Raw genomic sequence first — 24,136 nt, forward strand, 5'->3', positions numbered from 1 at the left:
ATTTACTGGGGAGGACCTATGAATAAAAAATTACATTTGGCAAAGGAAAAACTGATTGTTGCCCTTGATGTGAATACAACCGAGGCCGCCCTGGAATTAGTAAGAAAACTGTCCCCCCGGGTGGGCATGTTCAAGGTGGGTATGCAGCTCTTTTACAGCGCCGGGCCCGATGTGGTAAGGCGGATTAAGGAAGAAGGGGTCAGGGTATTTCTGGATTTAAAGCTGCACGACATCCCCAATACCGTGGCACAGGCGGCCCGGGCCCTAGCGGGCCTGGGGGCGGATATCATCAATGTGCATGCCGCCGGCGGCACTGCCATGATGCGGGCCGCTGCCGGGGCAGTGAGGGAGAGGGCGGCAGCCCTCGGTCTGCCGGCCCCTCTTGTTATCTCCGTCACGGTGTTGACCAGCATCGACCAACCGGTCTTTCAACAGGAATTAGGATATTCCGGCGACATTCAAGGAAAAGTTCGAGCCTGGGCCATCCTGACAAAAGAAGCGGGTTTGGACGGTGTGGTGGCATCTCCCAAAGAAATTGCTGTCATTCGGGAAGCCTGCGGTGATGATTTTAAAATTATCACCCCCGGTATTCGGCCGGCCTGGTCGGTTTCCGACGACCAAAAGCGCATTATGACGCCGGCCGAGGCCATTGACCAGGGGGCCAGTTACCTGGTGGTGGGCCGTCCTGTCACCGGCGATGCTGACCCCTCTGCGGCTGCCCAAAAAATACTTTCTGAAATGGCCGAGGTATTGTAACATGATTCGGTTTATGATTGTCCTTGTGGTCACGGTTTTTATCGACCTGTATGCAAAATTTATTGTTATGAACAAAATGGTTGAGGGAGAATCCATCCCCGTCTGGCCCAACGTGTTTCACCTGACCTACATTCAAAACCCCGGCGCTGCTTTCGGCATGCTGGCCGGTAAAACCTGGTTCTTTGTGGGCATTACCCTCCTGGTGCTGTTGGGAATGGCAGCCGGCCACCGCCGGATCCGCCAGGCCGGCCCCTTATACCAATGGGCCCTAGGGCTGGTGGCGGGAGGAGCCATCGGCAACCTAGCGGACCGCATTCGCTTTGCCAGGGTTATTGATTTCCTGGATTTTCGGGTCTGGCCGGTTTTTAACCTAGCGGATACCGCCATCTGCATCGGCGTGGGGTTGATTTTGCTGGACGCCTTCCGGGAGTTCCGCAGGCAGAAGGGTTAACAATAATAATAATTATGTAAACTATCAACTTCCCGGGTGGCATTGATGGTAAGGTGTTATCCTTTTGTCACAGTCTGACAACATTGTTTATTGGCAGGATCCATCCCATTGATGTAAAATCTGATTTGAATCATGGAGGGCGATATGACCAGAGAAGAAATCCTTGATATCTTTACCAAAACCGGGGCTATGTTGACAGGACATTTCCGGTTAACTTCCGGCAAGCACAGCAACCGCTACTTCCAGTGTGCCCAGGTGCTCCAATACCCCCATTACACAGAACGGCTTTGTCAAGAAATCGCTCAACGTTTTGCGGGTCAGGGTGTGGAGACTGTCATTGGCCCGGCCATGGGGGGCATTCTGGTCTCTTATGAGGTGGCACGGGCACTGGGGGTTCGCAGCCTGTTTACGGAAAGAGAAAACGGTAAAATGTTGCTCAGGCGCAATTTTACCGTCGCCCCCGGTGAAAAGGTGCTGGTGGTGGAGGATGTCATTACCACCGGCGGGTCCGTGGCTGAAGTGATCGAATTGGTGCGTGGCCTTGGCGGCGAAGTTGTGGGGGTGGGGGTTTTGGTGGACCGCAGCAATGGCAAAGCGGATCTTGGTGTAAGGACCGAAGCCCTGCTGACGGTTTCAGTGGAAACTTTTGAGCCCGATCACTGCCCTCTCTGTGACCAGGGCATTCCGGCCATAAAACCCGGCAGCCGCCAGGTGTAGCCGAGAAACAGAAAATAAAACTCCCCGTATCGGCACAAGCTATAGGGGAGTTTTTGTTTTTATATTTTGGAGGGGCTGCCATGCCAAAAACCAAAAGGGTTCTCTATATTATCATTGATTCCTTTCACCCCAGGGCATTGGAATACTGTCGTCAACAAGGCAAACTTCCTGCCTTGTCCTTTCTTATAGAAAACGGTACCCTGGATCATCGTTGTGTTTCTAATTTTCCCACCATGACCCCCGCCTGTACCTGTACTCTGTCCACCGGGGCGCCGCCTTCGCTGCATACCATCCCCGGCATTGTCTGGTATCACCGGGGAGAGAGAAGAATTGTGGATTATAATGCAAAATGGTTATCCCTTTTTAAAAGGGGGCTGCGGCAGGCTGCCCAGGATTTTGTATTTAACTTGAACCTCAAGCATCTCAGTTGGGAAGTACGGACCATCTATGAGGACTTGGAAGCCAGGGGTCTCTACACCGCTGCTGTGAACCAGTTTTTTTACCGGGGGAACACGGAATATTCGGCCCACATTCCTTTTTTTCTAAAACTTCTTACCCTTTTTGAACTGGAAGACATGAGAATCTACGGGCCCAAAGGTTTTTGCCTGGGTCAGGTGTACCAGCCGCCCGGAGCATTGCGGCAAACCGTCAAGGATATACGGTACTGGCGAAAGTTTGGCCTTAATGATAAGTTTTCCGTCCGGGCGGCAGAATGGTTTTTGCATCAAAAACAGCGTCCCGATTTGTTGACAGTGTATTTTCCGGACACCGACGACGTAGCACATGCTCAAAATGCGGACTGCTGTGACCCCTGTTTAACCAGACTTGACAAAAAGATAGCCGAGATCCTCAACTGTTTCCCCAGTTGGGAAAGGGCCCTGGAAGAATACATGATTATTGTGGTAGGGGATCATGCCCAATCAACGCTGGAAAAAGGCAAAAAAGCGATCATAAAAATACCCAGACGGCTAGCCATGTACTCCCAGGCCAAAATCGGTGATGAGAACATCGAAGAGAAAGACATTGCCATTTGTTCCAATGAGCGGATGGCCTACATCTACATCCTGAGATACCGACCGGGCATGAGAAGAAATATGGTGAAGTGCCTGTTACAGGAGTCGCAGGTTGATCAGGTGATTTGGAAGGAGGAAACCTGGTACCATGTAGAAACGGGAAAGGGAACGCTATCCTTTCGTAAAGGCGGGAATATCCGGGATGACTATGGGAACCGGTGGGATATAACCGGGGACGAGGCAGTGCTGGATATAACGGTGGAAGGGGAGCAAATTCGGTATGGCTTGTATCCCAATGCCCTGGAACGCATCAGCCATTGTCTGGACAATCCCCATGCCGGAGAACTGGTGGTGACAGCGAAACCCGGTTATGTTTTACAAGGTGAGGGGAACCTGGGGCGGCCCGGCAAGGGCAGCCACGGCTCCCTCCATCAAGAAGACTCCCTGGTGCCCCTGATTATCAGCGGTACTTCACATAAAATTGAAAAGCCCCGCATTGTCGACGTAGTCCCCTTTATTAAATCCCTCTTACCAGCAAATAAATAGTATGAAAAAGGTTGTTGACTAAACTGTGTTGAAAAGCTATTGGCCAAGGGCCATTGGCTATTGGCCATTGGCCCTTGGCTGTAAACTGCTTCTCACTTCTCCAGTTTTTCCACCAGTTCCTCACTGGGGGTTACATACAGGGTCCTCTGGTTGTCATACAACACCATGCCCGGCTTGGCGCCTTTGGGCTTCCACACATGACGGCGCCGGGTGTAATCCACCGGAACCTTGCCGGACTGCCGCCCTTTGCTGAACCAGGCTGCCAGGGTAGCTGCCTCCAACAGGGTTTGGTCGGGGACATCAGGGCCCCGGTCGCACCGGATAATGACATGGGAACCGGGGATATCCTTGGTATGCAACCAGAGGTCCTCATCACCGGCCAGCCTCAGGGTAAGATAATCATTTTGCTTGTTATTCTTACCCACCAGGATGGTATACCCGTCAGAAGACATGAAGGACAGGGGCCGGGGACGGCTCTGTTCTTTTTTCGCTTTACTCCGCCCCTGTTGGACTTTGGGTTTCAGGTAGGTTTGTTCTTCCAGTTCGCCGCGTATTTCCGTTAAGTCCTCCATATCCGGCGCCTGCAGCACGGCGGTTTCCACCGCCTCCAGATAGGACAATTCGGACTCCGCCTGTTCCAACTGATTTATAACCGCATCCCTGGTGTTTTTTGCCTTGAGATACTTTTTGAAATAAGCCTGGGCATTCTGAGCAGGGGTTAAGGACGGGTCCATGGGGATCACCGCTTCTGTGCCCTCAGGATCATAAAAATTTTGCACCTTTGCTTCGGGTCCCTGTTCGATTTGATAAAGGTACGCTGTCAAAAGTTCTCCGTAAATGCGATATTTTTCTGCCTTTTCGGCAGTAGCCAGAGATTTTTGGTATAAAGACAATTTCTTTTTCAGACGGCTGATTTCCTTGCGCACCGTTTGCAAAAGGGACTGGCGGTATCCTTCCAGCAAGCGCAAGTTATTGAGTTTTTCATAATACCGGTCTAAGACACTGCTCATACCGCCCTTTTCTCTACGGTGTGCCTTTATATGCGTAATATCCAGTGCGGCAAACTCCAGCGGCTGTCCCCGACGGTCCAGCAGCAGGGTAGGTTCAAAGGAACCTTCCTCCAGCATTGTACAGACCCATTGCACCTGCCTCCAGAGCTGGGTCAGCTCATAGTCCCCGCAGTGTTCCAGCCGGTAGTCCAGGGGCAATCCCGCACGGGCCACCATTTCCCGGCAGGTCTGGGGGCCTACCCCGGCAATCCTTTGCAGCAGGACGTCGGCCACCCGGGCTGCCAGATCACTGTCCATGATCTCAGTTCGGAACTGTTCTTCCGAGAAGGTACGGGGGTCCCGTTTGCCCTGCTCCGGAGGGGACAGGTAGGGACGGTTGGGCAAAACCTCCCGGTAGCGGGAAACCGCATGAGAGTAGCGGTGAATCCCGTCTACAATGGTATTGTTGTCCGGATCCACCAGCAAAATATTGCTGTGTTTGCCCATCACCTCACAAATGAGAAGCTTTTCTCCGGGGCGGCCCAGTTCATCCCGGGAATCGATGGAAAATTTCAAGATCCGTTCCAAGCCCACCTGTTCCAACGAGCGAATTCGTCCGCCTTCCAGATGTTTGCGGAGGACCATACAGAAAATCGGCGGGGCCAGGGGGTTGACATAGGAGCCTTCGGTTAAATGCACGCGGGCATCCCGGGCATCCGCCGAAAGCAGCAGTTTTTGCCTGCCTCTCTCACGGGTATGAATCACCATTACGATTTCACTGGGTCCGGGTTGTTGAATCTTTTCTACCCGGCCTCCTGTCAATTTATCTGCCAGTTCCCGGGCCACGGCAGCCATCACCAAACCATCAAAGGCCATAGCATCTTCTCCTCTCACTCCTCTTATTTTAACGAACCGGACATCCTGTGTCACTCTTAATTCTCGGGGGAAAAACATTTCAGGTGCCAATATGACGGGGGAGGTACTGTCGTTATTCCCCATTCACTCCTGGGAATAACGACAGTACCTTGCAAATTCAAAAAGATGGTACATCAAAGGAGTTATTTTCAGAAATACCTCTTACAGAATTGTTTATCTAAATCTTGGGTCTTTTTTCAGGACAGACAGAATAAATTTTTAAAGAGGTACAAGCATAATCTATTCTACCTGGCTGACGGCTGACTGCTGAAGGCAGCTAATACAAACTTGTTTTTGGAGGGGTGACACCATGACCACGCGTTGGTTTGCAATGACAAGACGGGAGGTAACGGACAAACTGGCAACTTGTCCCGACAAGGGATTGGACGAGCAGCAGGCCAGGGAGAGGATGGAACATTTTGGTCCCAATAAATTAATCAGCGCCCGGAAAACGCCGCCCTGGAAAATGTTTTTGGACCAGTTCAAGGATTTTATGGTCCTGGTTTTAATTGCCGCTACCCTGGTGTCCGGTTTTTTGGGTGAATGGGCCGATGCCATTACCATTATGATTATTGTGGTGGTAAACGCCATTCTCGGGTTTATTCAGGAATTTCGAGCTGAAAAATCCATGGAGGCCCTGAAGGCGCTGACAGCCCCCGAAGCGAGGGTCGTCAGAAACGGACTGGAAAGAAAGGTGCCAGCCGCCGAGTTGGTGCCCGGGGATGTTGTCTTGCTTGACACCGGGGATAAGGTGCCAGCGGACATGCGGTTATTGGAAGTTTCCAACCTGGAAGTGGAAGAATCTGCCCTTACCGGAGAATCAAACCCGGTCAAGAAGCGGGTAGCCAATATGGCCGGGCAAGAAGAAATCTGCCTGGGAGACACCCGGAACATGGCCTACATGGGGACCGTTGTTGTCCGGGGCAGGGGCAGGGGCGTCGTGGTGGCCACCGGCATGCACACTGAAATGGGACACATCACCAGAATGATCCAGGAAGCGGAAGATGATCAAACCCCTTTGCAGCGTCGCCTGGAACAGTTGGGCAAGGCACTGGTGATTTTTTGTTTACTGGTGTGTGCCCTGGTGGTACTGTTGGGGGTTATGCGAGGAGAACCCCTCTACCAAATGTTTTTGGCCGGTGTCAGTTTGGCGGTGGCAGCCATACCGGAAGGACTGCCGGCCATTGTCACCATCGCTCTGGCCATCGGTGTCCAGAGAATGATCAAACGAAACGCCATTATTCGCCGCCTGCCGGCAGTGGAGACCTTGGGCTGTGCTACTATTATCTGCAGCGACAAAACCGGGACCTTAACCGAAAATCAGATGACTGTGCGCCGGGCCCTGGTGGGCAATACACAAATCAAAGTGTCCGGGGAAGGATATGACCCCAAAGGGGATTTTCGCTTTGACGGAACGAAGGGACCGGAATTTCACCTGTTTCTGAAATGTGCCGCCCTCTGCAATAACGCTCGATTAACCAAGGGAGAAATCTCTGTGGGTGGCATTTTCCGCAACCTGAAATCCGGCAAATTAACCAGCGTATGGGGAGTGGCGGGAGATCCCACCGAAGGGGCCTTGATGGTGATGGCAGCCAAGGGAAAGATCTGGCGCAGAGATTTGGAAAGGGAAGAAAAAAGGGTTTTGGAGTTCCCCTTTGACAGTATGCGTAAAAGAATGTCCGTCGTTTATCAAAAGGAAAACGGTCAGTTAACAGCCTATGTCAAGGGCGCTCCGGATGTTATACTGGAATTATGCACTCACATCTACCGGGACGGTCGCATGATCCCCCTCACTGAAAATACCCGGCAAGAGTTGTTGAAGAAAAATTCGGACATGGCCAGGGAGGCCCTGCGGGTACTGGCCCTGGCTTATCGTGATTTAGGCTGTTTGGATTCCATCGAAGAACTAAACGAAGATACAGTGGAGCAGCGGTTGATTTTTTTAGGTCTGGCCGGCATGATTGACCCGCCCCGACCGGCTGCCGTTCAGGCCGTGCAAGCCTGTCGCCGGGCCGGTATTCGGACGGTGATGATCACCGGTGATCACCAACTCACCGCCCAGGCCGTTGGCAAAGAACTGGGGCTGCTGTCCAAGGGCGCCAGGGTGTTGACCGGAGCCGAACTGGACCGTATGTGTGATGAAGAGTTACAGGAGGCGGCCGAAAATACGGCTGTCTATGCCCGGGTGACCCCCAGGCATAAGCTGCGGATCGTTCGGGCCCTGAAAAGGAACGGGCACGTGGTGGCCATGACCGGAGACGGGGTTAACGATGCTCCGGCTGTAAAAGAAGCAGACATCGGGGTGGCCATGGGGAAGGCAGGGACGGACGTAACCAAAGAAGCATCGGCCATGGTCCTGGCCGACGATAACTTCACCACCATTGTGGCAGCCATTGAGGAAGGAAGAGCCATCTACGATAACATCCGTAAATTCATTCGTTATCTGCTGTCCTGTAACGTAGGGGAAGTATTGACCATGTTCCTGGCTGTGTTGATGGGCATGCCGCTGCCCCTGCTGCCCATTCAAATACTCTGGATGAACCTGGTTACCGACGGGCTGCCGGCCATGGCCCTGGGGGTGGATCCCGCAGAAAAGGACATTATGTACCGGCGTCCCCGGGACCCTCAGGAAAGTGTTTTTTCCCACGGTTTGGGCTGGCGCATTGTCAGCACCGGTACGGTCTTTGCCCTGGGGACCCTGGTGGCTTTTGCCATCGGGCTGATGATGGGGCAGGTGGAACTGGCCAGAACCATGGCTTTTAACACGCTGGTGTTCTTCCAACTGTTCTTTGTCTTTTCCTGCCGCTCAGAAAGACATTCCATTTTGGAAACCGGCTTATTGGGCAATCCCCAACTGGTGCTGGCAGTGACGGTCTCCGCCTGCCTGCAGTTGGCTGTCAACTACATCAGTTTCCTGCAGCCGATTTTTCATACCGTACCCCTGGAGCTCAAACACTGGGCGGTGGTGCTGACCATCGCCGTGGTACCCCAGCTTTTGGGAATCGCAGGCAAGGCCGTCAAGGACAGGGCAAAAGAGCGGATTATGTATATTCGTGCATAATCTTCGAAATTCGAAGTTCGAGGTTCAATTTCGAAAGAAAAAGACCCACTGGTTGGAAGAAACCTTTGGGTTTTTCCTTTTTTTCTTATCACTCCTAAAAGCTGACGGCTGACAGCTGACCCAAAAGAAATGCCCCATAGCCCACAGATATACAATGTACAATAAGGGATCAGGCAGGAAATGTATACAATAAGTAGAAATCTATCGATCACAGGACATACTACATGAAAACCGACTGTTGCGTAAAATGATATAAAGGACACTAAGGAGGTAACTTATTTGTTTTTTACCAAGGTACATGGCTTAGGAAACGACTTTATACTGGTAAATGCCGGTACCGGCCAGGGATTGCCGGATGACTGCAGTACACTGGCCAAAGAAATGTGTGATCGCAGGTTTGGTATTGGCGCCGACGGCCTGGTATTGCTGCTGGACTCCGGGGTTGCCGATGTCCGGATGAAAATTATCAACTCAGACGGCAGTGAGGCGGAAATGTGCGGCAACGCCATTCGCTGTGTGGCCAAGTATTTATATGAACATGATATTGTCAGGAAAGATGAAATTAAAGTAGAAACACTGGCCGGTATCATCGTGCCGCAAATCATCCAAAACAACGGTGTGGTGGAAGCGGTAAGAGTGGATATGGGCGCTCCCAGGTTGGAACGTGCGCAGATTCCCATGGTGGGACCGGCAGGACAGGTGATTCATGAGCCCCTGGAGGTGGACGGCCAGACCTTTTATATTACCGCTGTTTCCATGGGCAATCCCCACTGTGTCATATTTGTTCCGGATGTCTCGGCCATCCCTCTGGCGGACATCGGCCCCCGGATCGAGACTCACCCGGCTTTTCCCAGAAAAACCAATGTGGAGTTTGTCCAGGTGATAAGTCCCAGGGAAGTCCGTATGTTGGTGTGGGAGCGGGGCGCCGGTCCCACCATGGCCTGCGGTACCGGCGCCTGTGCGGTGGCTGTGGCCGGGGTGTTAAACAATTTAACCGAAAGAAACGTAACGGTACATCTGCCCGGCGGACCTTTAGCCATTGAGTGGTCGGACAACGGCAGCGTATACATGACCGGTCCGGCCAAGGAAGTCTTTACCGGTGAATATACAGTATACAACCGGCGGTAAGGTTGCAAATGACCGGTTGTCATTGTTATACTTTGCACGAACCGTAGTAAAAAGGAGGAATTTATTTTGCGCTTTGAAGAAGCTCAAAGGATAAAGAACCTGCCCCCCTACCTGTTTGCCCGTATTGAAAAAGTGATTGCTCAGAAAAAGGAAGAGGGCGTGGATGTTATCAGCCTGGGCATCGGTGACCCTGATATCCCCACCCCGGAACATATTATTAAAGAAGCTCAGAAGCAGGTGGCCGTCCCGGAAAATCACCAGTATCCATCCTCCGTGGGCATGCTGTCCTATCGCAAGGCGGTGGCAGATTTTTATGCCAGGCGTTTCGGCGTTGAGCTGGACCCCAAAACAGAAGTGGTTTCTTTAATTGGTTCCAAAGAAGGTATCGCTCATATCTCCTGGTGCTATCTCAACCCAGGTGATACCGTGCTGGTTCCCGATCCGGGCTACCCGGTATACAGCGGCGGGGCCATTTTAGCCGGCGCTGAACCCTACTATATGCCCCTGACTGCCGAAAAAGGCTTCCTGCCGGATCTGGCTGCCATTCCGGAGGATGTGGCCAGGAAGGCCAAGATGATGTTTATCAATTATCCTAACAACCCCACCGGCGCAGTGGCCGATGAAAACTTTTATAAGGAAGTCATTGATTTTGCCAAACAATATGAAATCTTAGTATGCCATGACAATGCGTACTCCGAAGTAGCCTTTGACGGTTATAAACCGCTTTCCTTCCTGCAGATCCCCGGCGCCAAAGAAGTGGGCATTGAGTTTAATTCCGTGTCCAAGGCCTATAACATGACCGGCTGGCGTATAGGCTGGGCCGCCGGCAACCCGGACGTTATTGAGGCCCTGGGACGTTTTAAAACCAACATTGATTCCGGCCAGTTCCAGGCTGTTCAATACGCCGCCATTGCCGGTCTCAACGGCCCCCAGGACACCGTGGCGGCCAACAACGAAATTTACCGGGAGCGCAGGGATATTGTGGTGGAGGGTCTCAATGCCATGGGGTGGAATTTAGAGAAACCCAAGGCCACCTTCTACATCTGGGCGCCGGTGCCCAGGGGCTTCACCTCGGCTTCCTTTGCGGAATTTGTCATTGAGAAGGCCGGTGTGGTCATCACCCCCGGCAACGGCTACGGCCAGCAGGGCGAAGGATATTTCCGCATCTCTGTCACCATCCCCAAGGAGCGCATTGTGGAAGCCCTGGAGCGGATGAAGAAGAATATCGGGAAAGTGGAGTTTTAATACCTAAATTTTGATTTAGTTGGGAGAGACGATGATGAGATTGTCCGAACGCGCATTGGGCATCAGCCCTTCACCGACCCTGTCCATCGATGCCAAAGCCAAGCAGATGAAGGCATCCGGCATAAAAGTCATCAGCTTTGGCGTCGGGGAACCGGACTTTGATACACCCGACCATATTAAAGAGGCTGCCATTGAAGCCATTAAAGCAGGGGAGACCCGCTACACACCTGCCGGCGGCACATTAAAACTAAAGCAAGCCATCGTGGACAAATTCCGCCGGGAAAACGGCCTGGAGTACCAGACCAATCAAATTGTTGTTTCCGTGGGTGCGAAGCATTCCCTGTACAACGCCTTTCAGGTCCTCTGCCAGCCCGGCGACGAGGTCATTTTACCGGCGCCCTACTGGGTCAGTTACCTGGAGCAAATTAAACTGGCCGGCGCAGAAGCGGTCATTGTACAAACCAGGGAGGAAAACGGCTTTAAATTAACCCCCCGGGAGTTAAAGGAAGTCATTACCGCCAGGTCCCGGGTCTTCCTGTTGAACAGCCCCAGCAACCCCACCGGCGGGGTGTATACCAGAGATGAACTGGCCGCCCTAGGAGAGGTCTTGCTGGAGCACAACATTACCATCATTTCTGATGAAATTTATGAAAAACTGCTCTATGACGGCCTGGAGCATGTCAGCATCGCCTCTGTCAGCCCGCAGTTAAAAGAAAATACCGTGGTGATCAACGGGGTCTCCAAGGCCTATGCCATGACCGGCTGGCGTATTGGTTATGCAGCGGCTCCCGCCCCTGTGGCTAAGGCCATGGCGGACCTGCAATCCCACTCCACCTCCAACCCCACCTCCATTGCCCAGGCTGCCAGCGTAGCGGCCCTCAACGGCCCCCAGGATGCAGTGGCGGCCATGGTGGTGGAATTTGAGAAACGCAGAAATTACATGCTGGAGCGGATTAACGCCATTCCCGGCATCACCTGCCCGAAACCCGGCGGCGCCTTTTACCTGTACCCCAACGTCAGCGCCTACTTTGGCAAGTCCTATCAGGGCAGGCCGGTGAACAACGCCACCGACCTGGCCAACCTGCTGCTGGAAGTGGCTGAAGTGGCTGTCGTACCCGGCATCGCCTTCGGCGGCGATGACTTTATCCGCCTGTCCTACGCCACATCTATGGAGAATATTAAAGAAGGCATGGACCGGATCGAGAAGCTGCTGGGTGCGTTGGAATAAAAAACAACTTCGAGTAATTTCCCAAGGACCTGGGCAAATTATAGTTAACTTTGCCCGGGTCTTTCTTTTTCCCCGGGGTTTGATTTCGCGAAACGGGGGGTTTATTTTGTTAACACAACAACAAACCGAAGAATTTAAACAGCGCCTGCTCAATATGCGAGAACATATGCTCAACCGAATTGACAACTACAACAACGACAACAACGACGAAAGAGGCGGCGGCCTGGGTCTTTCTATGGACGAGTCCATTGAAGAGCTTTCTTCCTATGACAACCACCCAGGAGACATCGGCACCGAAGTGTTTGAACGCAGTAAAGACCTGGCCCTTAAAGGAGATGCCATGCTGACCGTCCGGGCCATCGATGATGCCCTGGCAAAGATGGAAGCCGGCCGTTACGGAGTTTGCGAAGTATGCGGCAAGGAAATACCCGTTGAAAGGCTGGATGCCGTACCATACACCACCCAGTGCATCCACTGCAAGTCCCGGGATGAACACCTGCCCAAGTCCCATGAGCGGACGGCAGAAGAAGACGTGCTGGAAGACCCTTTCAGCCGCTCCTGGAAGGACAATGAAGATTACAACGGTTTTGACGGCGAAGACGCCTGGGAAACGGTGGCCCGCTGGAATGAACACGCAGACCGTGCCCAAGCGGGTTCCTATTACGGGGACGAAGAAATGATTACAGAAGAACACCTGGAGACCTTTGAAGATCCGGACAGTATTCCCTATGAAATCGGGGATGACGGGGTTATCTACGAGTCCTTCCGAGGCTTCGACGACGAGAGCGCACCCTTTGAGAAAATCGCTACCGGCTACCAACACGGAGAATTCGAGAAAAACAATTTTTAACCTAATACGATTCTAATTCAGGGCCGGTCCGGGCATAACTATGAAATAAAGAGTTATGGTTGGGAAACGGCCCTTTTGCTTTAATATCTTAGTTTTTAAGCCAAATTTAGAGGATAATCTAAAATTAGGTAGAAACAATATACTGTCGATCAAAAAATTATGTATGAAATACTAGGTGGTGGGGTTTTGATCAAAAGCATGACCGGTTATGGCCGGGGGGAGGCCTGCGCGGAAGGACGCAGGTTTACGGTGGAACTGAAATCTGTCAATAACCGTTTCTGCGAAGTAATCCTCCGTCAACCCAGGTCCTTAAGTCAAATCGAAGATAAAATTAAGAGACGTATTCAAGAGCGGGTGACAAGGGGTCGTGTGGACGGTTATATCTCCATTGAGGAAACCGGGGAGATCACTCCCACGGTAAAAGTTGACAAAGCCCTGGCAGTGGCGTATCATAAGGCAATGGAAGAACTGAGGGAGTCTTTGTCTATTTCTGATACAATCTCCATCAAAGACATCATTTCTTTACCCAACGTCATTTCCTTGGAACAGCCGGAGGAAAACGTAGAAGAATGGTTGGCAGCCATTGAAGAAGCAACCGACCAGGCTTTGGACGGTCTGCTGACCATGCGACAAAATGAGGGCGAACGGCTGAAAACCGATATCCTGCAAAGGGCCGCACAGATTAAACGTCTGATTCTGGAGGAAGTTTCGGAAAGGGCGCCCCAGGTGGTCCGGGAACACCGTGAAAAGTTATCCCAGCGGTTAGCCGAATGGCTGGAAAACGGGGTCATCGACGAAGCTCGCTTGGCGGCAGAGGTGGCCATCTTTGCGGACCGGGCAGATATCTCGGAAGAAATTGTACGCCTTAACAGTCACCTGCAACAACTGGAACAAATCTTGACAGAGGGAGGACCCGTAGGGCGTAAACTTGACTTCTTGGTTCAGGAAATGAACCGGGAAATTAATACCATAGGTTCAAAGGCCAACGATCTGGTGATAACCAATGCTGTGGTAAATGCCAAAAGCGAACTTGAAAAAATAAGGGAACAAGTTCAAAATATAGAATAATGTATTAGGGGGAACTGTATATGGATATCAAGCTTATCAATATTGGCTTTGGCAATATCGTTTCGGCGAACCGCATTATTGCCATTGTTAGCCCCGAATCTGCTCCCATTAAACGCATCATCACCGAGGCCAGGGACAGGGGTATGTTAATTGATGCCACCTATGGCCGCCGCACCCGTGCAGTGATTATTACCGACAGCGACCATGTGATTCTCTCGGCTGTGCAGCCGGAAACCGTGGCCAATCGTTTGGTAAGCAAAGAAGCCGCTCAGGTTGATGAACCTACGGACTAGGTGTGTGAAATGACCAGGCAAGGACTACTTATCGTTATATCAGGACCGTCAGGTGCGGGAAAAGGCACCGTCTGCCAGGGATTGCTGCAAAGAAATAAAGAACTGTGCCTGTCCGTTTCATGTACAACCCGGCCTCCCAGGCCCGGAGAGCAACATGGTGTAAATTATTTCTTCGTAGATAAAACAACCTTTGAACAAATGATTGCCAATAACCAACTGCTGGAATATGCAAAGGTTTATGATAATTATTACGGAACCCCTCAAAAGTATGTGGAAGAGAAGCTGGCAGCCGGCAGGGATGTTATTCTGGAGATCGATATTCAGGGCGCTCTGCAAGTTAAACAAAAATACCCCCAAGGGGTATTGATTTTTCTGGTGCCGCCGTCCTTATCCCTTTTAAAGGAGAGACTTACCAACCGCGGCACTGACTCAGCAGAAAGTATTGCCAGTCGTTTGAAATGCGTGTGCGATGAACTTTCAAACACCGGACGGTATGATTATCTGGTCATTAATGATACGGTGGAAAATGCCATCGATCAGGTTGAGGCCATCATTAAGGCGGAAAAATGCCGGCCATCACGCTTTGACTTTGATATGAAAAAGTTTTTGGAGTGCTGATGAAAGATCATGACTAGTGGGGGGTAAGCGACCATGATGAATAAACCTACGCTGGATGAATTAATGACCAGGGTAGACAGCCGTTACACCCTGGTTGTTGCTGCCGCCAAAAGGGCTCGTATGCTGACCGAAGAAGAAATGAAAACAAACCAGCCCTTAAAAGCAAAACCCGTCACCCTGGCCCTAGAGGAAATTGCCAAAGGGCTGGTAACCTATCGACGCACCCGCTCGGGTCAAAAATAACGGAGGTGCAACATCATTTGCCGGCAGGAAAAAGCGTTACCGTTGGCATCACCGGTGGTATCGCGGTTTACAAGGCCGCGGAACTGGTCAGTTCCCTGGTAAAGGCCGGGGCGGATGTTCATGTGGCCATGACATCGTCGGCCCGGGAATTTATGACACCTCTTACTTTTGAAGTTCTCACCGGTAATCCGGTTCATACCCAACTCTTTCAGACAGGTTCTGAAGGTGGGGTTTTACACATTGATTTGGCTCAGAAAGCCGATGTTTTGGTAATAGTTCCTGCCACAGCAAACATCATCGGTAAAGCAGCCAGCGGTATCGCCGACGATTTGGTTTCTACTTTGATCATGGCTGCCTCCTGTCCGGTTTTGTTCTGCCCGGCCATGAATGCAGTCATGTTTCATAATCCCGTTGTTCAGCAAAATATTACAAAGTTAAAGGAATTAGGCTACCATTTTGTTGAACCCGGTGAGGGCCGTCTGGCCTGCGGTACAACAGGCAAAGGCCGGTTGGCGGATCAGGCAATCATTTTCCATAGCATTGAGAAACTCTTAACCCCCCAGGACCTGGCGGGGTTAGACGTTCTTGTCACCGCCGGCCCCACCAGGGAACCTTTGGACCCGGTGCGCTACCTGTCTAACCGGAGTTCGGGCAAGATGGGATATGCCCTGGCCCGGGTAGCAGCCCTGCGTGGCGCTAGGGTCACACTGGTCACCGGTCCCACCAGCTTGATACCGCCCCCGGGAGTGGAAGCCATCCGGGTAGAGACAGCCAGGGAAATGTATGATGCCGTACTGCAGCATTTTGAACAGGCAGATCTTGTCATTAAGGCTGCGGCGGTGGCGGATTACCGGCCACAGGATGTCAGTTCCCAAAAGATTAAAAAGCAGGGGCAGGATATGCAGCTTCAACTGACCCGCAATCCTGACGTCCTGGCAGAACTGGGGCGCCGCAAAAAAGATCATCAACTGCTGGTTGGTTTTGCGGCAGAAACCAATGACCTGGAACAAAATGCTCTGGCCAAACTGACCCGCAAAAATCTGGATTTACTGGTTGCCAACGATGTTACCATACCCGGGGCGGGCTTTGACTATGACACCAATGTGGTCCGCATTTTTGGACGAGACGGCGAGGTTGAGTCATTGCCTTTAATGGATAAAAACAGGGTTGCCCAAAAAATTCTGGACCGGGTAGCAAAACTACTGACCACCCGGCGGGGGGCAAAGTAGATGCAGTACGCAGAGGTGGCCGTGTCGGTTCCCGTCCGCTTAAACCAAACCTTTCATTACCGGGTACCGGAAGCCCTGAAGGGTGAACTTAAAGTGTTCAGCCGGGTTGAGGTACCCTTTTCCGGCAGGACGGTGCAGGGGTTCGTTATTGGCTTTAGCCAACCTCCTGATCTACAAAAAATAAAAGATATTAAAAGGGTGATTGAAAAGGAACCCTTTTTAAATGAAGACCTTTATGTTACAGCCCGCTGGATGGTCCGGCGCTACCTGTGCAGCCTGGGGGATGTGTTGCAATGTATGGCGGGTTCCCCGGTTGGCAGTACCCGGTCAAGTCAGGAAAAGGGACTGGCAGTTGTAGAAAACCATCTTGACCTTACGGGTCTGGTGAGAGCTCCCAAACAAAAATTGGCCCTGGAGGTGGCTCTGGCCAGCCCCGGTCTTAGAAAAACCGAATTGGCGGAGAAGGCAGGGGTATCTTTATCAGTCATTAACACATTGTTGGCCAAAGGGCTTCTTAAGGAAGTTGACGCCGGCTCAGGGACGGAGAATTACCCGTCCCTGGAGGAATTGCCAACTTTGACGGCTGAACAAAGGCTGGCTGTCAGCAAGCTGCAGCAAGCCCTGAGGGAAGCGAAGCCCTCCGCTTGGCTGCTGCATGGTGTGACCGGCAGCGGCAAAACAGAAGTCTATCTCAGGGCCATTGAAGAAACATTAAAAATGAACCGGCAGGCCATCGTGTTGGTGCCGGAAATCTCACTTACTCCTCAGATGGTTGAAAGGTTCAGGGCCCGGTTTGGCAGCCGGGTGGCTTTGTTACATAGCGCCCTGTCCCAGGGGGAAAGATATGCCGAAAAAGCACGCATTCAATCGGGCCAGGCCACTGTGGTACTGGGGGCCCGTTCCGCCATCTTCGCCCCGGTGCCAAACCTGGGATTAATCATAATAGACGAAGAACATGAACACTCCTACAAGCAGGAAGAAAATCCTAAGTATCATGCCCGGGAGGTGGCCCTGCAAAGGGCTGCCCAGTCCAAGTCGGTGGTAATTTTAGGCAGCGCCACCCCGGCCATTGAAAGTTATTGCAGGGCCCGGCCCGGCGGTCCCTATCAATTGATTACCCTGACCAGTCGTGTGGATCAAAGGGAACTCCCCAAAGTACATATTGTTGATCTTCGTAAGGAACTGGCTGCAGGAAACACAAGCATTTTCAGTTCTGCCCTGCAAGCTGCCCTGGCCCGGCGCCTGGCGAATCATGAAAAAAGCATTTTATTTCTCAATCGCCGGGGACTTGCCACTGTGGTGGTTTGCCGGCAGTGCGGCCAGGTCATGAAATGCCCGCGTTGCGAAATCTCTCTTACCCTGCACAGCGATGGCTGGCTAAAATGTCATTATTGCGGTTACGGCGCCCGTGCGCCCGGGGTCTGTCCCCACTGCGCCGGTAAAACCATACGAAGTTTCGGTGTGGGGACCCAGCGGGTGGAAGAGGAAATGAAAAAGCTCTTTCCGGGCTGCCGGGTTTTACGAATGGATGCGGATACCACCACCCGGAAGGGTTCCCACCAGAAGCTGTTGGATGAGTTTATGCACGGCGAGGCCCAGGTGCTGATCGGTACGCAAATGATCGCCAAGGGTCTGGATATTCCCCAGGTAACTTTAGTGGGTGTCATCAGCGCCGATATTACTCTGCATATGCCGGATTTCCGTGCGGCGGAAAGAACCTTTCAACTGCTTACCCAGGTGGCCGGCCGGGCCGGTCGGGGAGAAAAAACGGGGGAAGTCATTATTCAAACCTATGACCCCGGGCATTTTAGTATTATAACCGCTCAAAGACATGATTACCTAGGTTTTTATCATAAAGAAATGGCTGTCCGCAGGGCCTTGCAGTATCCGCCCTTCAGCCATTTAATCAGGATTTTGTTCACGGGTTTAAATGAAGGAGACGTCATTAGTGCAGCCCAGTGGTGGCAGGAACGTTTATATTCCGCCAGAGAGGAACTGGTTGACCAGAGTATGGAAATACTGGGCCCTGCCCCGGCAGGGATTCCCCGCATCAAAGACCGCTATCGCTGGCAACTGATCCTGAAGGGCTTTGTCAGCCGTGAAGTACGCAAAGTCGCCGCTGCGGTTTTAGAACAAGCGGGAACAAGATTCAAGCAGGTGTCTGTAAGTATTGATGTAGACCCGATGAGCTTATAGGTATTCCTATCGGGTCTGGTCATCAGCCTTCAGCCGTCAGCCATCGGCTTTTTATAGTATAATAAAAGCTGAAGGCTGATAGCTGATGGCTGGACCCTAAAGATTTACCCCAGAGAACAGGAGGGCTATTCAAAAATGGCTGTATATAAAATCGTAGAAATCGGTGATGAGGTGCTGCGGGAAAAGGCGAAGCCCGTTAAGGAAGTGACCACGAATATTCTTAAACTTCTGGATAACATGGCGGATACCATGTATGCTGCCAGGGGTGTTGGCCTAGCGGCGCCGCAAATCGGAGTTTCCAAACGGGTCATCGTGGTCGATGTGGGAGAGGGATTGGTGGAGTTGATCAACCCGGAAATTTTGGAAGCCTCCGGTTATGTGGTGGATACCGAAGGATGCCTTTCCGTACCGGGAATGATCGGTGACGTGGCCAGAGCGGACAAACTGACAGTCAAGGGATTAAACCGCAAGGGTGAAGAGGTGGTTTACCGGGTCAAAGGATACATGGCCCGAGCCTTTCAGCATGAAATCGACCACCTGGATGGCATTATTTTTGTAGACAAAGCCAGTAATCTACGCAAAGTAGAATAATCAGGGTTAGAGGAGATAGGTTCATGCGCATAATTTTTATGGGAACACCGGATTTTGCGGCAGCCTCCCTCAAGGCCTTGTTGGATGCCGGAAAGCAGGTGGTGGCTGTGGTTACCCAGCCGGACAAACCCAAGGGCAGGGGGAAGCAACTGCAGCCACCGCCGGTAAAGAAGCTGGCAGAGGAATTTCATTTGCCGGTGCTCCAACCAACCAGCATCCGGACAGAGGAATTTTTCCGGACACTGCAGGGGCTCCGGCCGGACTGCATTGTGGTGGTGGCCTACGGTAAAATTCTACCCCCGGAAATCCTTGAGCTGCCCCCCAAGGGCTGCATCAACGTGCATGCTTCACTGCTGCCCTATTACAGGGGATCCGCCCCCATCCACTGGTCTGTTATCAATGGCGAAACAGAAACCGGCGTTACCACCATGTTTATGGATCAGGGGATGGATACCGGGGATATGATTTTAAAGAAACGCCTGGCCATCGGCCCCGATGATACCGTGGGGGTGGTTCATGACAGGCTGGCTGTATTGGGAGCGGAACTGTTGATAGAAACCATCGATTTACTGGAGAAAGGTCTTGCCCCCAGGACCCCACAGGACCATACCCTGGCCACCTATGCTCCCATGCTGAAAAAAGAGCATGAAGTGATTCGCTGGGATCAATCGGCCAGAGATATACACAACCACGTCAGGGGCATGAATCCATGGCCCGGAACCTATACCACCTGGGAGGGTAAAGTTCTTAAAATTTGGCGGACCCGGGTGCCGGAGGCCCGCCCGGTAAAGGCGGCGCCGGGTACAGTTTTAGAAGCGGCCTCTTCTGGTATACTAGTACAAACCGGACAAGGTCAGATTTTGATCACAGAATTACAACTGCAGGGCAACAAACGAATGGAGGTTGAACCCTTCCTGCGGGGAAAACAAATCTCCCCCGGTACAGTTTTTGGCAGGGAAGGAGCGGAGCAACAATGATTTCTCCCAGTCAAATACAGGTGCCCCAGGTTCGTAAAAGATTATTTTTGGGGCTGCTGACAGCCAGCCTGGTGGTCGTTGGATTGCTAATTTTCACCGTTTGGTATTTGCTTTATCATCCCACAACCTTACTGCACCAGGTGATCTTAATCGGTTTGGTTTCTGTGGTGATCCTGGCCATCCTGGCGGTGGCCTTTGGGATTGGAGGGATTGTTTTAACCATCTGGCTGGCCCAAACCATTAAACCGCTGCAGCCCCTCATGAGAGTGGCCATGTCAGCCCTGTTTCCCTTCGCCATCGGGTTGGGTCGTATTTTTAAAATCGACATTGATAAAATTAAAAACTCCTTTATCGAAGTGAATAACGAACTGGTGCGGACCAATCAGCAGGCGGTGCTTCCTGATCAAATACTGTTACTGGCGCCGCATTGTTTGCAGGAGAGCAACTGCCCGCACAAGGTGACCAACGATATTAACAACTGTCGTCGCTGCGGAAAATGTAAAGTGGCGGACTTGCTGGCACTGCGGGACAAGTACGGCATCCGTGTGGGGATTGCCACCGGGGGAACCTTGGCCCGTAAGTTTGTCAAAGAATACCGTCCCAAAGCCATTGTGGCCGTTGCCTGTGAAAGGGACCTGGCCAGCGGCATTCAGGACTGCAGCCCCATCCCGGTTTTGGGTGTGTTAAATGATCGACCCTTTGGTCCATGTTTCAATACTTCCGTTCACATACCCGGGGTGACCAGGGCCATTGAATTTTTCTTGGGCAACAATGGTGACCGGAAAGAGGAAGGGATGAAAAATTGAAAAGCATCACCGCCAGGGAACTGGCGCTTCTGGTTGGTAAAGCGGTGGAAGAAGAAGGCGCTTACGCCAACCTTGCCCTCAATAAGGTACTGGAACAATATCAGCCCGGCAAATTGGACCGGGCTTTTGCCACAGAATTGGTTTATGGCGTGCTGCGCCATTTGAATACCATTGATTGGGTGCTGGCTCATTTTCTTAAACAACCCCTGGCATCGCAAACCATATGGATTCGTAATATCCTGCGCATGGGCACCTACCAGATTATGTTCATGCCCAGGATTCCGGATTCCGCTGCCTGCAATGAGTCTGTGAATTTGGCCAAGAAATACGGCCATGAAGGCGCAGCCAAGTTTGTCAACGGTGTGCTGCGGAATGTGGCCAGGCAACAGCATAATTTGGATTTTCCTGACCCCAAGAAAGACCCGGTTGACTTCATCGCCCTCAAATATTCCCATCCCACCTGGCTGGTGGAACGGTGGTTGAAAGAGTTCGGCTTTGATGAAACCGTTGCCCTGTGTCAGGCCAACAACCGCCCGGCCCCCAATACGGTACGCACCAATACATTAAAGACCACCCGGGAAAACCTGATTGCCTGCCTGCAGGAGGAAGGAGTAAAAGCCGTAGAGACAAAATATGCCCCCGAGGGTTTAAACCTGAGCGGCTTTTTATCCTATCGCTCCCTCAAGACCTTTCAAGCAGGTTTGTTTCAGGTTCAGGACGAGAGTTCCATGCTGGTGGCCCATGTTTTGAACCCGGCCTCCGGGTCCAGGGTACTGGATGTAGCATCGGCTCCGGGTGGCAAGACCACCCATGTGGCTCAACTGATGGGTGATACCGGGCAAATCCTCGCCTTTGATTTATACGCCCATAAACTGGACTTAATCATGGACAACTGCAAACGCCTGGGAATTCAATCGGTGCAGACCAAAGTGGCCGATGCCAGGGACATTTATAAAGAGTACCCGGGGTGGGCTGACTATGTTTTGGTGGATGCCCCTTGCTCCGGCCTGGGCGTATTAAGAAGACGGCCGGACGCCCGCTGGCGTAAAGACCCCAGTCAACTGCCGGGCATTGTCAGGCTGCAAAGGGAGATATTGGAATCCGCCGGCAAGTGCCTGCGCCCCGGTGGTGTTCTGGTCTACAGCACCTGTACCATCACCCGGGAAGAAAACATCGGGGTGGTGGAGGACTTTTTAAGGGATCACCCGGAGTTTATTATGGGTGACCTGAGACAATTTCTCCCTCCCGGGTTGGACCGGGAAGAAACGGCAGCGAAGGGTTATCTGCAGTTACTGCCCCATATCCACGGCATGGACGGGTTTTTCATCGCACGGCTGAGAAAAAAAGGATTTGAGTAGAAATGCGTAGAAATAGCAACCAAAAAGTGAATTTAAAAGACTTAAACCTGGCAGAGATCAAGCAGTTTCTCACGGAACTGGGGGAAAAACCTTTCCGGGCGGAACAGCTCTGCCAATGGATGTTCGCCAAAGGTGTAACCGGCTTTGACGAGATGACCAACCTGTCCAAGGAACTGAGAACAAAACTGGCTGAGCTGGCCTGTTTAAGTTCGCCCCAAATAGTGGCCCGCCAGCAATCAGCCAGAGGAGATACCATCAAATATCTATTCAGCCTGGCGGACGGGCATGCGGTGGAAAGTGTCTTGATGAAACATTCTTACGGCAATGCCGCCTGCGTGTCTACCCAGGTTGGCTGTCGCATGGGCTGCCTGTTTTGCGCCTCTACCCTGGGGGGCCTGGTGCGCAACCTCAGTCCTGCCGAAATCTATGACCAGGTGCTGGGCATCAAAAGGGACAGCGGGGAAAGGGTCAGTCACATTGTCATCATGGGCACCGGGGAGCCCCTGGACAATTTTGACAATGTGATAAAGTTTCTCGAAAATATCAACGCCGAATACGGCTTGAACATCGGCTACCGCCACATCACCCTGTCCACCTGCGGCCTGGTACCTAGGATGAAGGAGCTGGCCCTGAAAAAACTTCCCATAACCCTGGCGGTTTCTCTCCATGCGCCCAATGACCGATTACGGGATCAGCTGGTCCCCATTAACCGCCGTTACAAGCTGCCTGAGCTCATGCAGGCCTGCCGTGACTATATTGAAATTACCGGACGACGCATCACCTTTGAATATGCTTTGCTGGCTGGAGTCAATGACAGCGAAGAACATGCCCGCCAACTGGTAACCCTTTTAACCGGGCTCATGTGTCACATTAACCTGATCCCGGCCAACCCCGTGCAGGAACGCGGTTTTAAGCGATCCTCCCCGGAAAAAGTAGAAAAATTTCGTACTATATTAGCAAGGGGCGGACTGAATGTCACCGTCCGCCGGGAACTGGGAACGGACATTGACGCCGCCTGCGGCCAATTAAGGCGCAGGTATGAATTTGAGAAGCTCGGAGGTGATTGACGTGCGCCTGTTCTCGGGACTGGAAAACGGTTTGGAAAAATACATTGAAGGTTTTTTCAAAGACAAATTTGGCTCCGGCGCCCGCATACAGCCCACGGACATTGCCAAAAAGCTGGCCCGGACCATGCGGGACAAACGGAGGGTCAGTGTTTCCAATGTATACGTTCCCAATGAGTACACCGTCCTTTTGCACCCGGAGGACTACAAAACCATCAGCCCTATGGCCTCCCTGCTGTCAGAGGAATTGGCGGACTACCTTATGCAAAAAGCGGCCGAAAAAAAGTTCACCCTGGTGAGCCGCCCCCGCATTGCGTTTACCGAGGGGGAAGGGGTTGCACCGGGTGACATTCTGATAGAAAGCAAATTTGGCGTGGCGGAGCCCGGTGAAGGCAAACCCGTAGTCGGCAGACAGCAACCGGACTTCCAGGAAGACAACCAGGATACCCGGGACTACCGGCCTTTATCCGACACCGCTCCTTTACCCAATTTAAAACCCAATTACTCGGCCGTCTTGCTGGTGGAGGAGGGAAACGACGCAGGCAAGGAATTTCCCCTTGCGGATTACCGTACCAGCCTGGGCCGCCGGGATACCTGCGACATTGTTCTCTCGGACAACAGCGTGTCCAGAAGACACGCGCAAATTGAAAAGATCGGCGGTCGATTCTGGTTAACCGACCTGAACAGCACCAACGGAACCTACGTAAACGGATTGCCCGTCGATAAGATTGAACTCACCACCGGGGATGTCATTACGGTGGGGAATACAGTCCTCATTTTTAAGGAGTTTTAAC

Annotated in this window: 22 protein-coding genes; 21 read left to right on the forward strand and 1 reads right to left on the reverse strand. The window is 52.1% G+C overall.

Going from position 1 to position 24,136, the window contains the following annotated elements; genetic code table 11:
- Window positions 1–18: 18 nt before the first annotated feature.
- The 4 genes from pyrF to BUB67_RS01115 all read left to right on the forward strand — a co-directional run bounded on the left by pyrF (window position 19) and on the right by BUB67_RS01115 (window position 3,483).
- Window positions 19–756, forward strand: coding sequence for an orotidine-5'-phosphate decarboxylase (pyrF, locus tag BUB67_RS01100; protein WP_073234357.1), 738 nt, complete (start codon window positions 19–21; stop codon window positions 754–756).
- Window position 757: 1 nt separating this feature from the next.
- Window positions 758–1,207, forward strand: coding sequence for a signal peptidase II (gene lspA / locus BUB67_RS01105; RefSeq protein WP_073234360.1), 450 nt, complete (start codon window positions 758–760; stop codon window positions 1,205–1,207).
- A 144-nt stretch (window positions 1,208–1,351) separates the two neighbouring features.
- On the forward strand, window positions 1,352–1,924 hold the full coding sequence (pyrE, locus tag BUB67_RS01110) for an orotate phosphoribosyltransferase (protein WP_073234363.1): 573 nt from the start codon (window positions 1,352–1,354) through the stop codon (window positions 1,922–1,924).
- Window positions 1,925–2,004: 80 nt separating this feature from the next.
- Window positions 2,005–3,483, forward strand: a complete 1,479-nt coding sequence (locus BUB67_RS01115) for an alkaline phosphatase family protein (protein ID WP_073234365.1) — start codon at window positions 2,005–2,007, stop codon at window positions 3,481–3,483.
- Between the two features lie 92 nt (window positions 3,484–3,575).
- Here BUB67_RS01115 and BUB67_RS01120 read toward each other — a convergent pair whose 3' ends face one another.
- Window positions 3,576–5,348 (reverse strand): Rqc2 family fibronectin-binding protein, encoded by a 1,773-nt coding sequence (locus BUB67_RS01120; RefSeq protein ID WP_073234368.1) that lies wholly within the window; start codon window positions 5,346–5,348, stop codon window positions 3,576–3,578.
- 349 nt (window positions 5,349–5,697) lie between these two features.
- Between BUB67_RS01120 and BUB67_RS01125 the strand changes: the two genes are divergently transcribed.
- The 17 genes from BUB67_RS01125 to BUB67_RS01205 all read left to right on the forward strand — a co-directional run bounded on the left by BUB67_RS01125 (window position 5,698) and on the right by BUB67_RS01205 (window position 24,135).
- Window positions 5,698–8,448: a calcium-transporting P-type ATPase, PMR1-type gene (locus tag BUB67_RS01125; protein WP_073234371.1), complete on the forward strand. Its 2,751-nt coding sequence runs from the start codon at window positions 5,698–5,700 to the stop codon at window positions 8,446–8,448.
- Window positions 8,449–8,727: 279 nt separating this feature from the next.
- Window positions 8,728–9,576: a diaminopimelate epimerase gene (dapF, locus tag BUB67_RS01130; RefSeq protein WP_073234375.1), complete on the forward strand. Its 849-nt coding sequence runs from the start codon at window positions 8,728–8,730 to the stop codon at window positions 9,574–9,576.
- 66 nt (window positions 9,577–9,642) lie between these two features.
- On the forward strand, window positions 9,643–10,821 hold the full coding sequence (locus tag BUB67_RS01135; RefSeq protein ID WP_073234378.1) for an LL-diaminopimelate aminotransferase: 1,179 nt from the start codon (window positions 9,643–9,645) through the stop codon (window positions 10,819–10,821).
- Window positions 10,822–10,855: 34 nt separating this feature from the next.
- Window positions 10,856–12,049: a pyridoxal phosphate-dependent aminotransferase gene (locus BUB67_RS01140; protein ID WP_073234381.1), complete on the forward strand. Its 1,194-nt coding sequence runs from the start codon at window positions 10,856–10,858 to the stop codon at window positions 12,047–12,049.
- A 106-nt stretch (window positions 12,050–12,155) separates the two neighbouring features.
- Window positions 12,156–12,899 (forward strand): TraR/DksA C4-type zinc finger protein, encoded by a 744-nt coding sequence (locus BUB67_RS01145; protein ID WP_073234384.1) that lies wholly within the window; start codon window positions 12,156–12,158, stop codon window positions 12,897–12,899.
- Window positions 12,900–13,085: 186 nt separating this feature from the next.
- Window positions 13,086–13,967 carry a YicC/YloC family endoribonuclease gene (locus BUB67_RS01150; protein WP_073234387.1) on the forward strand — a complete coding sequence of 294 codons (882 nt, stop codon included), beginning with the start codon at window positions 13,086–13,088 and terminating at the stop codon, window positions 13,965–13,967.
- A 20-nt stretch (window positions 13,968–13,987) separates the two neighbouring features.
- The gene (gene remA / locus BUB67_RS01155; protein ID WP_003541102.1) at window positions 13,988–14,260 is read left to right on the forward strand and encodes an extracellular matrix/biofilm regulator RemA; all 273 of its coding nucleotides are present in this window, start codon (window positions 13,988–13,990) and stop codon (window positions 14,258–14,260) included.
- 9 nt (window positions 14,261–14,269) lie between these two features.
- Window positions 14,270–14,878 (forward strand): guanylate kinase, encoded by a 609-nt coding sequence (gmk, locus tag BUB67_RS01160; protein ID WP_073234390.1) that lies wholly within the window; start codon window positions 14,270–14,272, stop codon window positions 14,876–14,878.
- A gap of 33 nt (window positions 14,879–14,911) precedes the next feature.
- Window positions 14,912–15,121 (forward strand): DNA-directed RNA polymerase subunit omega, encoded by a 210-nt coding sequence (gene rpoZ / locus BUB67_RS01165; protein ID WP_073234393.1) that lies wholly within the window; start codon window positions 14,912–14,914, stop codon window positions 15,119–15,121.
- Between the two features lie 17 nt (window positions 15,122–15,138).
- Window positions 15,139–16,350, forward strand: a complete 1,212-nt coding sequence (gene coaBC, locus BUB67_RS01170; RefSeq protein WP_073234396.1) for a bifunctional phosphopantothenoylcysteine decarboxylase/phosphopantothenate--cysteine ligase CoaBC — start codon at window positions 15,139–15,141, stop codon at window positions 16,348–16,350.
- On the forward strand, window positions 16,351–18,546 hold the full coding sequence (gene priA / locus BUB67_RS01175) for a primosomal protein N' (protein ID WP_073234399.1): 2,196 nt from the start codon (window positions 16,351–16,353) through the stop codon (window positions 18,544–18,546).
- 135 nt (window positions 18,547–18,681) lie between these two features.
- Window positions 18,682–19,137, forward strand: a complete 456-nt coding sequence (gene def, locus BUB67_RS01180; RefSeq protein ID WP_073234402.1) for a peptide deformylase — start codon at window positions 18,682–18,684, stop codon at window positions 19,135–19,137.
- A gap of 23 nt (window positions 19,138–19,160) precedes the next feature.
- A complete protein-coding gene (gene fmt, locus BUB67_RS01185; protein ID WP_073234405.1) occupies window positions 19,161–20,114 on the forward strand; it encodes a methionyl-tRNA formyltransferase in 954 nt (317 codons plus the stop codon).
- Window positions 20,111–20,920: a DUF116 domain-containing protein gene (locus BUB67_RS01190; protein ID WP_073234408.1), complete on the forward strand. Its 810-nt coding sequence runs from the start codon at window positions 20,111–20,113 to the stop codon at window positions 20,918–20,920. Before fmt ends, BUB67_RS01190 begins: the two co-directional genes overlap by 4 nt.
- On the forward strand, window positions 20,917–22,278 hold the full coding sequence (gene rsmB / locus BUB67_RS01195; protein WP_073234411.1) for a 16S rRNA (cytosine(967)-C(5))-methyltransferase RsmB: 1,362 nt from the start codon (window positions 20,917–20,919) through the stop codon (window positions 22,276–22,278). Before BUB67_RS01190 ends, rsmB begins: the two co-directional genes overlap by 4 nt.
- Window positions 22,279–22,280: 2 nt before the next feature.
- Window positions 22,281–23,345: a dual-specificity RNA methyltransferase RlmN gene (gene rlmN, locus BUB67_RS01200; protein WP_073234414.1), complete on the forward strand. Its 1,065-nt coding sequence runs from the start codon at window positions 22,281–22,283 to the stop codon at window positions 23,343–23,345.
- 1 nt (window position 23,346) lies between these two features.
- Entirely contained in the window at window positions 23,347–24,135 is a 789-nt protein-coding gene (locus BUB67_RS01205) for an FhaA domain-containing protein (RefSeq protein ID WP_073234416.1), read from the forward strand.
- Window position 24,136 lies beyond the last annotated feature (1 nt).

Origin of the sequence: Desulforamulus putei DSM 12395 (assembly GCF_900129195.1) — a bacterium.
GTDB lineage: Bacteria > Bacillota > Desulfotomaculia > Desulfotomaculales > Desulfotomaculaceae > Desulfotomaculum > Desulfotomaculum putei.